Genomic DNA, 13,435 nt, shown 5'->3' with positions numbered 1-13,435 from the left:
TCACTAACTTATCTAAAATTAATACAACGATTTTAACCATAGATACACAGCAAATTATTTAATTTATAAAATGAGATAATACATTATTGATTTTGTTTCTAAATTGACCATATCTTCTACTTAAGTTTCATTATCAATATGTTTAAACTTTCTCTCTGTTTTCATTCAACTAAATTATTTGGTAGTTAACTTAGTCCTTTAATATAATAATCAGCTAATCTGTGATTTTTTTGTTTAATACCTTGGGTGCCAATTACTATATTCTCGTTCTTTCAATAAAGTATAGTATATCTAACACAGAAAAATGTAATCCTTCTTTTTCATAGACACATGAAAAAACTTTCATTGATGTAGATGATGAATTATTAGGGTGTATTTTAAATAGTTCGAGAAAGTAGGTGAAAAATTGAAAGTTGCATACATTCGTGTCTCTTCCCTTGATCAAAATGAACAACGCCAAATTGAAGAAATAAAACAATTTGGAGCAGAAAAAATTTTTATTGAGAAACAATCAGGAGCCACAATTTCAGAAAGACCAGCTTTTCAAAAAGCTTTAGATTTTGTACGTGAACAAGATACTTTTATTGAGAGGCTATTGATCGATTAGGAAGAGATTATAATGAAATTATTGCTTCAGTTAATTACCTAAAAAATAATAACATCCGACTGATCATTACTAGTCTACCTATCATGGCTGAATCAATTGGTAATCCTCTCCTAGATAAGTTCATTAAGGATTTAATCATTCAGATTCTTGCCATGATTGCCGAGCAGGAACGTACAGAATCTAAATGACGTCAGGCACAAGGAATTAAGATTGCTAAAGCGAATGGTGTTTATAAAGGACGCCCTAAGCTATACAGCGCAGACACAAAAGATCCTCAACGTCGCCTTGTTTATAAAAGCATCGTTGAGGATCTGAATAAGGGTGTTGCTATTTCAACAATTTCAAAAAACTACAATATTACTAGACAAACAGTTTATAGAATTAAACATGAAATCAACAATAAGAATGACTATATAAAAACAAATAATCATTAACCAATGAAAAAATTCTTACCAAAATAAGAGTCTACGCATTTAAGTTACTCCAATCAGGCCATCGATCTATTATACTACATTGAAAATCATGGAGTGATTCGGTTCCTTACTGCGATCGTACCCACATAATTCTTTGAAGTAGGTGAGATAGTCACTTTCAACGATTCTAAGTATTTCTTTCACATCTAGAAAATTATCAAAGTTGAGCAAATCTGCTAATAGCCTCATCTTGGCATCGATTCCTAAGATCTCCGGAAATATTTCCCAAAAATTTTCCTGACAGATCTGACTCACTAAGGTCTCCAATTGTTGGATCTGGGTGTTTAAATAGACCTTTAGGTCTTCACTTGCTCGCTTTTCAGCCTCTTCAAAGATACTTTTAAAGCCCTCCAGATACGCTTTTTTTGTAAAAAATGTCGTCATTTTTTTCATTCCTTCTTTTAAAATGTTTCCTGATCGATCAGTGGATTCAACTGATGCTTGACTCTTGCCCAATCTTGCGCCGTAGGAATACTTCCCATAAGAACATAATCTGTGTCAAGAGCGAAATCCAAAAGGTACGGTCGATAGTTCGTTACAATCAAATCAACGTGTGCATCATTTAAACGTTCCGGCGTCAATTCCTGAATTGGCATAAACAACAGCTTATGATATTCCCCTAATAGTACACGTGCCTGCATTCGGATTGATTGAACCACTAAGTAGTCGCCTTCTAATAAAAATAAAACTTTTTTGACCGGTTGGTAATAGTGGAACAATAAGTTCATATATGCCGTAAAACTCACCACGATATCTTCAAAATATTGGGCAGAAAAACTGAGTACTGGGGCGTGTTTTAAGAGAAACTGTTTATTGGCCTCATAAATCTGTTTGTCGCTTTTCTTCACCATCCAATGGATTTCTTCTAGCTCTTTGTTCAACACCGGACTCACTGCTTCATTCATCAAGTGCGAAATGAAAAAAGAGGTCATAAACTGTCCTAAAGTATCCGTATCCCACTGTTCAAAAAAAGGGTCAGAAAGGTAATCTGACACAATAAACTGAAGGTCCTTCCAATGGCTGAATCGTTGGTTAAAAGTTTGTTCTTGGTCCACACGATGGATCGTCCGTTTGGAAATAATCGATAAATGGATCCAAGCGAATTCTTCTTTTGGTAGATAGATCTCGTATTCCTGTTTGATCCTTTCTTGTAAAGAATAAAGCAACTGAAAATCTTTTTCTTGATAAATGTTTACCTTTAGCCATTCAGGTAAGGATACAAAATGGTTCTGATGGACTCGGACCATTGCGATATAAAGCTGGTAATAAAAGGCTGAAATCGTGATTCCTGTGCCCAATTCATACTTCCCCAATTTGCCAGACAGTTCGTTCAAGACCAACGTATGTAAGCTTTCTGGCGGACGGATTGTATACGGAGTTTGTTCACTGCTATAATAAAAATCAAAAAAGAACTTTCGGATATTGACTTCTTCCCCTAAAAAATTGACTGGATTAAAAGCCAATGTTAACTCATACTCAGCTAATACCGGTCGGATTCTTAAAAAAAACCTTCGTAAAGTACTCTCTGCGTAACTGTATTGGTGAGCTAAGTCAGCTATTGTAAAATCTTTTCCACAAAAAACATTTCCCACGATTTCAAATAGCACTTCGTTTTCCAACAGTTGTTCTTTTTTCTCTTGGTAGTCACTACGATTTCGTTCTTCAAAATGATACCCACTGTAATTCGAACGTAATTCGATGCTTGTACCAAAATATTTTTTGAATGTTTGAATATCTTTTATTAAGGTACGTTGTGAAATAGCTAGTTGTTCACTCAGCTCTCCAATCGTAAAACGCCGTTCTTGTTCCATCACACTTAACACCTGCATCCATCGCTTGACCTCTGCGCTGGTAATAAAAGCCATCTGAAACTCACGCAACTTTTTTCCTCCTCACTTTTTCAAATATTTATCTTTCCTGACCGTTAAATCATCTTGACTCAGAAAATACAGAGAGCACTTCAGCGATTTTCTCCTTGCTAGGTACGTAGGGAAGTTCAATCGTTGCACGAGCGTTTCTAGCTTGTGGTTGATTCACGATTTGTACATAGCGTACTAGTCCGAGCGGATTCATTTGGGCAGCTTCAACCGCCTGTAAGCCAGATTTTTTTAAAATCGTTTCAACTTCCTGTTTGATCCATCGTGTCAAAGCACGTGGGCCTACTAGCTGATAGGAAACATAAATCGTCTGGCTATATTTTTTCTTCTCGGCTAAAAAACGTTTCATGAGTACGTCTAAAGGAGACGGTTTCTCACGGCTTGCATACGGCACTTGTGCTGGTGCTTCAAGTGTAGGCAACTGGAAAAAGGCCTCCATTAAAAAGAGGAGTGTTTCGAAAAAAACATAAGTCAGACCTTCGGTCTCACGCATTGGTAACTCATACTCACTCACAGGTGAAAATGTGTGGATAAATACTTGTTGTGTCATAGGGTTCAGAAACTGGCGTTCATCTAATGAGAGGAGGAACAACGCGGCTTTTTCTGATCCTGGAAGAGCCACACTGACCTGTTGATCCAAAGCCTGGGTCAGAGTCGTCTGAACTTGTTTATATGCCACTTTTTCATGTAAGCAATGTCCCTGGTCAACCCGTTGCTTGGCTAGTCTCAGCCATTGATTAAACAAAGTTTGGTCTAGGTGCCAAGGCCCGTCTTGAATCGCCACTTTCTCCTGATGCAGGTCCTGAATATGTTCTGAAAGAAACCTGGGATACAATGGTAAGGTGAAATAAAAATCATAAAGGAATTGGCGAATACCCGCTTCTTCGCCCCACAATTGATTGTTTTTAGATTCAATTTGTATCCCATAATAGGTCTTTAATAACGTTTGAAGCTGCCGTTTCATCCGTTGAAACCGCGTACTCGAAACATCAAGATACGCCATCCACTGTTGATTGTCTAAACACGTTCCCGCAGCCAACTGATCCACCAAGAGAAAAAGTTTCTCTTTATCTAGTAACGCTTGTTTCTTCTCATAATACACTTTAGGGTTAAGAAAAGAAAAGTGGTAGCCCTTCTCATCGCCGATCAAATGGATTCTCTCACCAAAGTAGTCCTTGATCGCCTTCATGTCCTCAATAATCGTCCGTCGCCCAAATCCAGTCTGCTCAACTAAGGTGTGGGCGATAACGTGTTCCTCTTCTTCTAACGTTGCCAACAAGACCAGCCATCGTTTAGTCTTATCCGCCATGACTAAATGATCAAATAAAATGTGCATATCTTTTCTCTCCTTTCTATGAAGAAAAAGAAAAGAGCCGTAGCTCTTCTCTTTCTTGTGACTAATTGTCGGGAACTACACTTAGTTCCCAGGTGAGTGTTGTTTCGTATGTGCTTGCTCTTGGATTCGCGGTTGGAGGGACTTCAAGTGCCACGCTTTCGCTTGCACTTTCACCGTCACCAAACCGATAGATCCAGGTACCTGCTCCTTGGCCATCGAGCGCAGTCAAAAGTTTAGTCTTTTCTCCTGGAATTAAGGTGACACCGCCTTGATTATACAACATCGGCTCTTCACTTCCGTGCATAGACTCCAATTGTTGGTTAGTTAAAAACAAACGTGCCCCTCTTAGTTCATTTTCCTGTAGATCCGTAAATTGACTGTTTTGCGTAACTGCTAATTGCCAGCCGTGACGTTCCTCTTCTGGCCGTCGATCACTGATCTGGATATAATTTGGTCGCTCTTCAGCCTCATTAACGGTTCCATCAGGATTTAACAAGCGTTGCGGTTGCGCATAATACCGCTTCGTTCTCGTAGAGATCGCTTGTTGACCAAATGTGAATTGAGAAGCAAAATCAATGCTTAATAAACCTTGTTCTTCTTCGAGCTCAGGTTTATTTTCTGGATCGACTTCAATTTCGGGATTCATCGGATCCTTAGGATTAGGTGGTCTTCTCGATTTTTCAACAATCGTACTTGCATTAGCAGATTTTCCATTTAGGTAGGCATAAGCCGTCACTTCGTTTCCTTCAGTGAATAGTGAATCTTTAGGTAACTCATATAAATAGTCTCCATTTTCATCAGTAGTCACATGATATTTATCGGTTTCCGAAAAATTTGGTGATGGAATTTCACCATCTGGTATTGCTGGATCACCAGAGAACCGTATTACACTGTGCGGAGAAGCCTTGCCGGTAATAGTATAAGAATTTACTTCCAATGCGTCTTCTGTTAGAGGGTCAATAGTTATCTCCACATCTGGTATTTTTTCAAAGAGTATTCTCTGAACGTTACGTGTAGTGAAAGCTTCATTGAAGCTAGTCATCGTCTCTTGAAAGATAGAAGAAACATTCGTGATTGTTGGATTTATCGTATTGTAACGAAGAATTAAATTAAAAATAGGGGTCCAAAAATAATCGGGTTCTTCTGTAAAATTATCTCTATCCCATTGCTTAACAGATTGGACATCGATATCTAGAAGACCTGTAGTTCCAGCGATACTAATCAGTCCATTAGAGGTAGATCCAGAAATAGGTGTCGTACGTTCTAAGTTCACTTTTTTGGCATCAGAGAATTCGAATGTTGAACCTGCTGAGGCAAAATTAAGTAAACTTTGACTGATTGACGTGCTATCACTTTTTATATCTAGAGACCCATCCTTGGCAATTTGGAAGTTTGCATTTCCAGCTACATGGACAATGTTTGATGTTGCACTGCCTCTTCCTGTGGCATTGATATTAAATTCCGCATTCTCGCCTACTAGTAAAGAACTCCCAGCAGCCATATAAACTAAATTTCTATCTATCGCATTTGAGTTATTGGTATGACCTGTTGACTCGATGTTTATTTTAGCACTATCTTCCAATTTTAACGTAGAGTTACTGCTACGCAAGGTTATCGCTGAATAACTTCTCTTATTGTCAATGTTAATAGTTGACCCTTCTTTCATGATCAGATCTCCATTGGCGATATCTATACTAGAACCTCTGCCATTCGCATTATCCCCAGTCCCCGTTCCATTAGATTCCATGTTGATTGTAGCATTTTGTTCTAATGTCAAATTAGCATTTAACCCGCCTAATCCTATAATAATATTCCCGCTATTGACAGTTGACAAATTAAGTTCTCCATCTTCCTTAATAGTTAAACTTCTAGTTTCTAAATTTACAGAATTTACCGTATTCACTCTCCAATCCGTACGGAATTTAGAGCTATAAGTTGCAGTAATATGATTGTTAACTGTTCCAGAAATATTAACATTCGTATAATAAGGAGCAATTAATTCGTTACCATACCCATTGATATTATTTAGAGTGATATTAGAAAGTGCATGTTGTGCTGAAGTGAGGTTTACTGTTTGAAAAAACCCCCACCAATTCCCTGAGTAGATATCCAAATCATTAAATGTAATATCCCATGGGGAATTGGCATTATGTGTTGCTGACCTTAAGCCCAATGAAACAGCCCCAAAATCGATTTGATGTCCATTGCCATTAATAGCTAATTTTCTAGAGATACTACTCCTCGTCAAATAAACGAACGTGGCTCCTCCAGTCACATTAGAATTGTTTCCAGTTACCATACCTGTTAAGCCAGTTAATGGCGTTGTAGGAACTTCAAAATCATCAGTAATTTCTATTGTAGATATAGATGGATTTGAAAAGGCTTCGATAAAATCAACCCATGAGCCTACGTTAATTAGATCATCACTATTCACTTCAACATCATTTGCTTCCTGATTTACCTCTTGGTTTGGTTCATTCAGTGTGGCGGCATCAGGTAGTTCTTCTTCTGAAGAAGAGGACTCTATTGTTTCCTCCTTTTTATCTTCACTCGATGAATCAGTTACTTTGTTTCCTTTATGTTCTTGGGATGATTCTTCACCAACTATCTCAAGCGTCATCGTTGCTTCTCCTAAAGTAATTGTATACATGCCTGTCTGCTCAAAAACCAAAGGAATACTAAATACTTTTTGTGGAACAGCCATTTTTATTTCTATTTGATTTTTTTCTAGGTCTTGTTTTACAGTGATTCCATGCGCTAACTCGTCATCTAGAACTGCTGTTTCTTCCGGTAAAGTTATTGCTGCTTCAGTAACTTTTTGATCTGCAATCATTACTAAAGTAAACACTTCTCCAATAGAGCAGGTTGCTTGAGTCTCTTGAAATGAGAAGATCGGTTTATCTTTAAGTTGTTCATGCTCATTAAAGGTCGTCGAAGAATCAATTGTAGTCGTATTTTCGATTGCCTGAACAGAGGTAGATAAACCAATTGTCAGTGGAAGTGTAACTAGCTGAGAACAAAGAAAAATGACACAAAATAAAGCGAGTTTATTTTTCCTTTTCATTGTCTTTCACCCTTTCACTCTTATTCTCTTTTCTTTTTTTTATTAACCACCAACCAGTAATAAGTAAAAGTACCGCAAACAAAACAAGTGTGGCTACTAGCCACCAATTGATACTTGAATCAATCATCACGTCTTCTCTATTTAACTTGCGGGCTTCATCGGCTTCAATCGTAAATTCACGCGTCCATGACCATTCATTCTCTCCCGATGTAGCTGTTAATTCTAGGACATAGTTCCCACTTCGAAAACGGTCACCTTCTAAAGAAATCGGGAAGTTGAAATTAGAATTTGGGGCCATCTGCATCATTTCTTTCTCAGCCTTATAGAGCACCTCGTTCTCCCCTGCTCGTTTCACGGTAGCTTCCACCGCCAATTGATTGACAAAAGTGGGCGTAAAGTTTTGTAGCGTGGCACTGATCACATTGCGATAGTTCAATTGATCCGCAAACACATCTAATAGTTCCAACTCCGGTTGTACCGAGTCTCGGGTATTACTGACGACCACACCTACCACATGGGCAAATTCATTCTTGATAGCTACGCCTTCTCCTTCTGGAACATCACTATCTTCCTCTTCTTTTACTTCGGCGATTCGTAAACCGCCAGCTAAATACCCTTCAAAGGGGTCTTTAGGCATCTGTAAAGGAATGTCTATGACCTTTGTTTCATTTTCCGCTACAGTAATGACCTCCGAAGGAGTCATCAACTCATCCAAAGAGTAGGGTAAGGTTGGATCCACTTCTTCGGCATCTTTGCCATACTCGACATTCCCCAAAGTATTCGTATAAGCTGTATGTGGTGTCACCTGAACGTTGATTGGTTCTGAACTGGAATTGCCGACTTCTACTCGCAAAGTCTCTTTTTGCCCGGGTGAGAGCAATAACTCATAGTATCCTTTGCTTTCATCCACTTGGCTCTCTGGAAAAAGAGGGGTAACGTACGTATTTAAACCAGCTTCTTCGGCCTGGACCGTCGGATGTGGCAAGAAAAAGAAGAGCACCACTATAAGCAACCATAGACTTTTTTGCATCGTTTGTTTGTGTATCATTTGTCATAATCCTTTCTAAAAAAGCAGCGTCACAGAAATCTGTAACGCTGCCAGTGACTAATAGAACATAGAAATAAGAATGGTTACTTCTTAAACCTCTTCAGGTGCCTCATTATCTGGTGTTAGTTCTAATTCCCATGTCAATGTAGAGGTATACGTTACTGCATCTTTGGCAGTCGAGCCAGGAACAAACAATTGGATCGCCTTATTTTCGACGACATCTACTCCATCTTCAACTTGTTTTGCGAGCGTATCATGATCTCCCCAAACAACGGAAGAAGTTCCACCACCCTTTCGGTTAGCAGCCGTCATGATCGGCACGGCATCTTCATTTGGAATCAACTCTAAACCACTTGCGTGAATCGTTGGTTCCTGATCTGCATCATTCACACTGTAACGAAGAGAAGGATCGAATAACGTGATTTGGGCGCCTTTTAACACACGATTTAGAGTATCAGTTTCTGCTTGAAATTCACTTAAACTCACGCTCAGTTCCCATCCTTCATTGGTACCGCGGGTGTCTTGAACTTGTGCCATACTAATATAAGGAATCATATTTTCTTCGCCTGTTGTTCCGACTTTCTGTTGCATTTCCGCAATCATGTTGTAATGTTCATCAGTAGTTGAGATAACTTTAGTCCCAAAGTTCATTGTTGGAACTGTTGCAATCGTTAGTGGTCCTGTACCAGGAATTGGTGGGATCGTCACTTCTGGCCCTTCAGGATCAGGTTCTACTATTGTGTCTTCAATATTTGGAGTGAAGGTGACCTGACCGGACGTCGTTGTTTTACGTACTTCTTTTGAATCTTGTCCTGTATCTTCAGCAAAGACTTGTACGCCTCCTGCGAAAATCGTGGTTGATAATGCGGCTACCGTTGCTAAACGAATAAATTTCATGCTTAAATTCCTGCTTTCTTTTAATTAATTTTTTTGTGTTGCTTTTCTTTTTTTCTTCCCTACGACTAATAAAACACCTGCCACTAACAAACTGCCAATCCATAGTCCGAGTGAACTACCGATCATATTGGTTTTCGGCAAAGTTCCTCCCGGCTTTTGTGGACTGGTGCTGGGAGGTGGATCTGGTGGTCCGATCGGTTCATAAGTTCCTGTAAATCCAATGGATCCTTCTGACTCGACGGATTGGACCTGTGTACCATAAACCTGCGTCGGAAATTGTATCGCTATTATTAGGGATATTAGACCAATCATAAGACCAATAGTTTTTCGCATCTTCCCTCCTCCTTTAAAATCTATCTCAAAAACTATCGTTTTTGGGTGTACAGCAAAAATAGACATCCGGACTTGTCAGATGTCTAAAGTAATGTTGTTAAATTGGGGTTTCGTTAACTTAGCACATATAAGTATTTCGTTATTCCAAAAAATGATGGTTTTTAATAAGTTTTAGTGAACAAAAAAGGCTTATCTTTCAACCTTCTTTATATTTATTATCTTATAATATTTTATACAATATTAAAAATCACAATTTTCACCTCGTTATGCATATCTAGAAAATAACCAAAAAAAACAAATGAAATCATTGATTCATCAGAATGAATGGGAGAAAATAATTAGTGCTCAAAAAAAAATAAAAGGTAAGGATCAAAAATATTTAAGTTTTTTGATCCTTATCTTTTATTTTTCTTGCTCAACTTCGATGTCATTTTCTAATTTAAGTGTTTAAAAGCGAAATAGAAAGTCCAACAGGGTATACCCCGTTGGACTTTTTCGAACATCAAGAAACATACAATTTTTAATCTTTAGATACATTGAACATTTTATTTCCATATAAAGTAACCACAGCTAGTTTTTAATTGTCTGCATCATAAGTACAAAACAAACTTGATTGCCCGCATCTAAATATCCCCCCCACGTTACATTCCAAATATATTTCTTGATTAACCAATCACTTTGTCAGTCATCTCAGATGTAAATGTTAATGTAGTAGAATAAGTACCAGCTTTAAATGTATTTAGCGAACCAAGAATACCTAGTTCTAACCTAGCCAGTTCTTCTGTTTGTCCTGCTGTATAGTCATAAGTTCTTAGAGTATTATTAACTGGTAGTGCATTTCCATCTAAAGTAACATAAGCATTTATAGTTGTTGTAGGATCAATGAATCTTTTAAGTTCAATTTCTCCTGCATCAATTAAACCATCAGTTAACGAAATTGAAACTAATTTCATTGGACTCAAATTGTGAGAAACAGAGTTGATTGTTAATGGCACAGATCCAAAATTATCTAAAACAACCTTAGAAGGTATTGAAATAACATACTCACTTCCAACCTCGTATTCCACTTCAGTTTGGTCATCTGCTTGTACGATGCCACTAAATAGACTTAAAGACGCTAGCACTGTAAATCCTGTAATAATTTTTTTAATCATAAATATTCTCCTTTTTTTCTGATTTGATTTTCGTTCTATTATAGTTTTTTACCTCTATTACAATTCTATAACCCCACTTTCCTTATCTGAATCCCTATAATTAATGCAATCAGATTACAAATAACAACCAAACAAAATGTATAAAGTATTTTTTTAGTTTCATTCATGTACTTACTCCTAATAAAAATCTATGGTGAAATTTAAAATCCCTTCGTAGGTTCCTGCTAATTCTTTTTCTTCAGCTTGCTGAATGTATAAAGTATTTTCTTCCTTTTTTATACCTGCTACTTCTAATACATTAGTTGATTCAGGATATTCTTTTTCTTTAGTAATCTCCTTCTCAAGTATCCGTGTACTATCGTGTATATTTCTTAATGACACTTTTTCATCTGTTGAAATGATCAAAGTCTTTGCTTCCACATAATTTTCCGCAACTACCTTTAATTGATTAGTTTCGTTTAGATTTATAGTTGCTGGTATGCTCACGGTATAGGCTGGAGTATATTGTGCATACAATATGAGTGAGCTGGAGATAGGAGTTTTGAAATCATATGGATTTTCTCCATCTTTGTCTGTCGACCAATAGTCAAATATATATCCCTTCTTTTCTGGTATATCAGGAACAATCCAATTTTTACCGATAATACTTCTTTGACTATCAACTTCTGACCCTCCTATCGTATCAAATGTCAAGGTATGCAACTCTTCGATTCGATAGGTGTTGCTTACTCCATTTTTATTATGAAAAGCAACTAATTGATCACTATCTATTATTTCATCATTTGTGTCTGCCCATACGTATCCTCTACTAAGATCGGGCATATACATAAGGGTATTTAATGTTACTCTAGAACCAATCGTAATTTTGGTAGATAAGGTACCTTCAAAGAATTTATAAACTGAAACATTAGACGGTATAATCCAATTATCAATATTTAATTCTTTTAAATTCGTCATATTTCTAAATACATACTCTGCTTCTCGCAAATTGTTTGTCACAAAATGAGATAGATCTAATCTTTCAATGCTAGCTAATCCAGAAAAGCACGCAGAAATTTTTTCTACATTTGAAACATCAAATCCTTTTAAGTTCAATTTTTTTAAACTTGTCATTCCTGAAAACATATACTCCATATTCAGTACGTTTTTCGTTTGAAAGTTTGACACATCTAATTCAGTAATATTAGATACATTTTGAAACATAAAACTCATATCAGTTGCTTTTTCAGTATTAAAGTTCGAAACATTTAGTTTTTCACCTGTGTAACCTACAAACATTGACCTAAAATTAGTGGTATTTTCAGTATTAAATTTGCTTACATCGATTGAACTTATAGATCTACAACCTTGAAATATTCCTGATAAATCTATTGCTTTACTTACATCAAAATTAGCTACATCCAATTCTTTAACATTTCTACATAAAGCAAACATTGAAGCAAAATTTGTTGAACTGCTAGTATCAAAAATTGATACATCTATTGTTTCTAAGCTTTTACAGTTATAAAACATATAAGCAAAACTTGTTGAACTACTAGTATCGAAACTTGATACATCTATCATTTCTAAGCTTTCACAGTTATAAAACATATAAGCAAAACTTGTTGAACTACTAGTATCAAAACTTGATACATCTATTGTTTCTAAGCTTTCACAGTTATAAAACATATAAGCAAAAGACTTTGCATTCCCTGTTTTTAATTTTTCCAATCCTTCGACTGCTATTAAATTGCTACAGTTATAAAACATCGTACTAAATCCGTCACTATTGTTGGGCGGATCTATTTCGTCAGTAATAATGACTTTAGTTATTTGACTTCGCCAAGAGTACCATGCAGAAAAAGATCCTGACCATGTTCCTCCCCCACAGACAAGTACCCCATCTTCGTACAGAGTCCAAGTAAATCCAGTTCCATTTTGACCTGAAGCAATTACCTCTGCTTCTTTATTTTGTGTCTTTGTAACTTCTATTGAACTTTCTTTTACTTCTTCTTGATCTACTGATTCAGAAACTGTCGGCTCATCAGACTCTTTTACTTCCTCCGAAGATTCCTCTAACCCTGATTCAGCGTCTATCTCCATAGATGATTCAATATCCTCTAATTGATCATCTTGTATTTCATCAAGTACTTCACTATCAATTGTATCTTCAAATAAAACTTCATTTTCAACCGCATAACTTATATTGGCTGGAATACTTAATACCGCCAGAATCACTACTATTAAAGTTTTCCTTTTCATCGTTCGCCTCCGTTTCAAATAAACCAACGCCTCAGAACAATTAATAATTTAACAAAATTAGATTCCCTTGAGGTTTACAAAAACGAACCGAGTGTACATTTATTTCATATTGTTAAATTTTTAAACAAAAAAAGAACTTATAAAGAATCATCCTTATAAGTTCTAGCATTCTATACAAATTAAAGAGGGGAAAATTTTAATTAAAAACTAACAGGGTATACTCTGTTGACCTCTATAAATGGGACTTTCTGACCTAATTATTTGGGTTACTGAAAGAGCTGTGGAATGGAGAATCAAAAAGAGAGTGGGACATTAGTTCTCTCCCACCAACTAAAACCGAATAAACGGCGAGAACAGAAGTAACCTCTTCGGAAATAAGGCTGAACACTTCTGTCCCGACCTCCT

Annotated in this window: 9 protein-coding genes and 1 pseudogene; 1 reads left to right on the top strand and 9 read right to left on the bottom strand. The window is 36.8% G+C overall.

Going from position 1 to position 13,435, the window contains the following annotated elements; all coding sequences use genetic code 11:
• Positions 1 to 406 precede the first annotated feature (406 nt).
• A pseudogene (locus EM4838_RS00530) lies at positions 407 to 1,041 on the top strand (recombinase family protein).
• Positions 1,042 to 1,110: 69 nt separating this feature from the next.
• Here the strand turns inward: EM4838_RS00530 and EM4838_RS00525 are convergent.
• From EM4838_RS00525 to EM4838_RS00485, 9 genes are all read right to left on the bottom strand, one after another.
• Entirely contained in the window at positions 1,111 to 1,464 is a 354-nt protein-coding gene (locus EM4838_RS00525; RefSeq protein ID WP_071866604.1) for a DUF7006 family protein, read from the bottom strand.
• Between the two features lie 17 nt (positions 1,465 to 1,481).
• Positions 1,482 to 2,960: a helix-turn-helix domain-containing protein gene (locus EM4838_RS00520; RefSeq protein ID WP_100917227.1), complete on the bottom strand. Its 1,479-nt coding sequence runs from the start codon at positions 2,958 to 2,960 to the stop codon at positions 1,482 to 1,484.
• Between the two features lie 49 nt (positions 2,961 to 3,009).
• Positions 3,010 to 4,293 carry a helix-turn-helix domain-containing protein gene (locus EM4838_RS00515; RefSeq protein WP_100917226.1) on the bottom strand — a complete coding sequence of 428 codons (1,284 nt, stop codon included), beginning with the start codon at positions 4,291 to 4,293 and terminating at the stop codon, positions 3,010 to 3,012.
• A gap of 61 nt (positions 4,294 to 4,354) precedes the next feature.
• On the bottom strand, positions 4,355 to 7,141 hold the full coding sequence (locus EM4838_RS00510; RefSeq protein ID WP_233433755.1) for a WxL domain-containing protein: 2,787 nt from the start codon (positions 7,139 to 7,141) through the stop codon (positions 4,355 to 4,357).
• Positions 7,142 to 7,340: 199 nt separating this feature from the next.
• Positions 7,341 to 8,405, bottom strand: a complete 1,065-nt coding sequence (locus EM4838_RS00505; protein WP_100917224.1) for a WxLIP family cell surface protein — start codon at positions 8,403 to 8,405, stop codon at positions 7,341 to 7,343.
• A 90-nt stretch (positions 8,406 to 8,495) separates the two neighbouring features.
• Positions 8,496 to 9,302 carry a WxL domain-containing protein gene (locus tag EM4838_RS00500; RefSeq protein WP_100917223.1) on the bottom strand — a complete coding sequence of 269 codons (807 nt, stop codon included), beginning with the start codon at positions 9,300 to 9,302 and terminating at the stop codon, positions 8,496 to 8,498.
• Between the two features lie 24 nt (positions 9,303 to 9,326).
• The gene (locus tag EM4838_RS00495; RefSeq protein WP_233433754.1) at positions 9,327 to 9,635 is read right to left on the bottom strand and encodes an LPXTG cell wall anchor domain-containing protein; all 309 of its coding nucleotides are present in this window, start codon (positions 9,633 to 9,635) and stop codon (positions 9,327 to 9,329) included.
• 665 nt (positions 9,636 to 10,300) lie between these two features.
• Positions 10,301 to 10,789, bottom strand: coding sequence for a hypothetical protein (locus tag EM4838_RS00490; RefSeq protein ID WP_100917222.1), 489 nt, complete (start codon positions 10,787 to 10,789; stop codon positions 10,301 to 10,303).
• Positions 10,790 to 10,966: 177 nt separating this feature from the next.
• A complete protein-coding gene (locus EM4838_RS00485) occupies positions 10,967 to 13,030 on the bottom strand; it encodes a BspA family leucine-rich repeat surface protein (protein WP_100917221.1) in 2,064 nt (687 codons plus the stop codon).
• Positions 13,031 to 13,435: the final 405 nt, after the last annotated feature.

The organism is Enterococcus mundtii (assembly GCF_002813755.1).
In the GTDB taxonomy this organism is placed as follows: Bacteria; Bacillota; Bacilli; order Lactobacillales; family Enterococcaceae; genus Enterococcus_B; species Enterococcus_B mundtii.
This window is presented reverse-complemented; position numbering and strand designations above follow the sequence as displayed.

Excerpts from the sequence above, each read along its gene's own strand:
- EM4838_RS00525 (WP_071866604.1), bottom strand. The coding sequence starts at position 1,464 with ATGACGACATTTTTTACAAAAAAAGCGTATCTGGAGGGCTTTAAAAGT.
- EM4838_RS00515 (WP_100917226.1), bottom strand. The coding sequence starts at position 4,293 with ATGCACATTTTATTTGATCATTTAGTCATGGCGGATAAGACTAAACGA.
- EM4838_RS00505 (WP_100917224.1), bottom strand. The coding sequence starts at position 8,405 with ATGATACACAAACAAACGATGCAAAAAAGTCTATGGTTGCTTATAGTG.
- EM4838_RS00500 (WP_100917223.1), bottom strand. The coding sequence starts at position 9,302 with ATGAAATTTATTCGTTTAGCAACGGTAGCCGCATTATCAACCACGATT.
- EM4838_RS00495 (WP_233433754.1), bottom strand. The coding sequence starts at position 9,635 with ATGCGAAAAACTATTGGTCTTATGATTGGTCTAATATCCCTAATAATA.
- EM4838_RS00490 (WP_100917222.1), bottom strand. The coding sequence starts at position 10,789 with ATGATTAAAAAAATTATTACAGGATTTACAGTGCTAGCGTCTTTAAGT.
- EM4838_RS00485 (WP_100917221.1), bottom strand. The coding sequence starts at position 13,030 with ATGAAAAGGAAAACTTTAATAGTAGTGATTCTGGCGGTATTAAGTATT.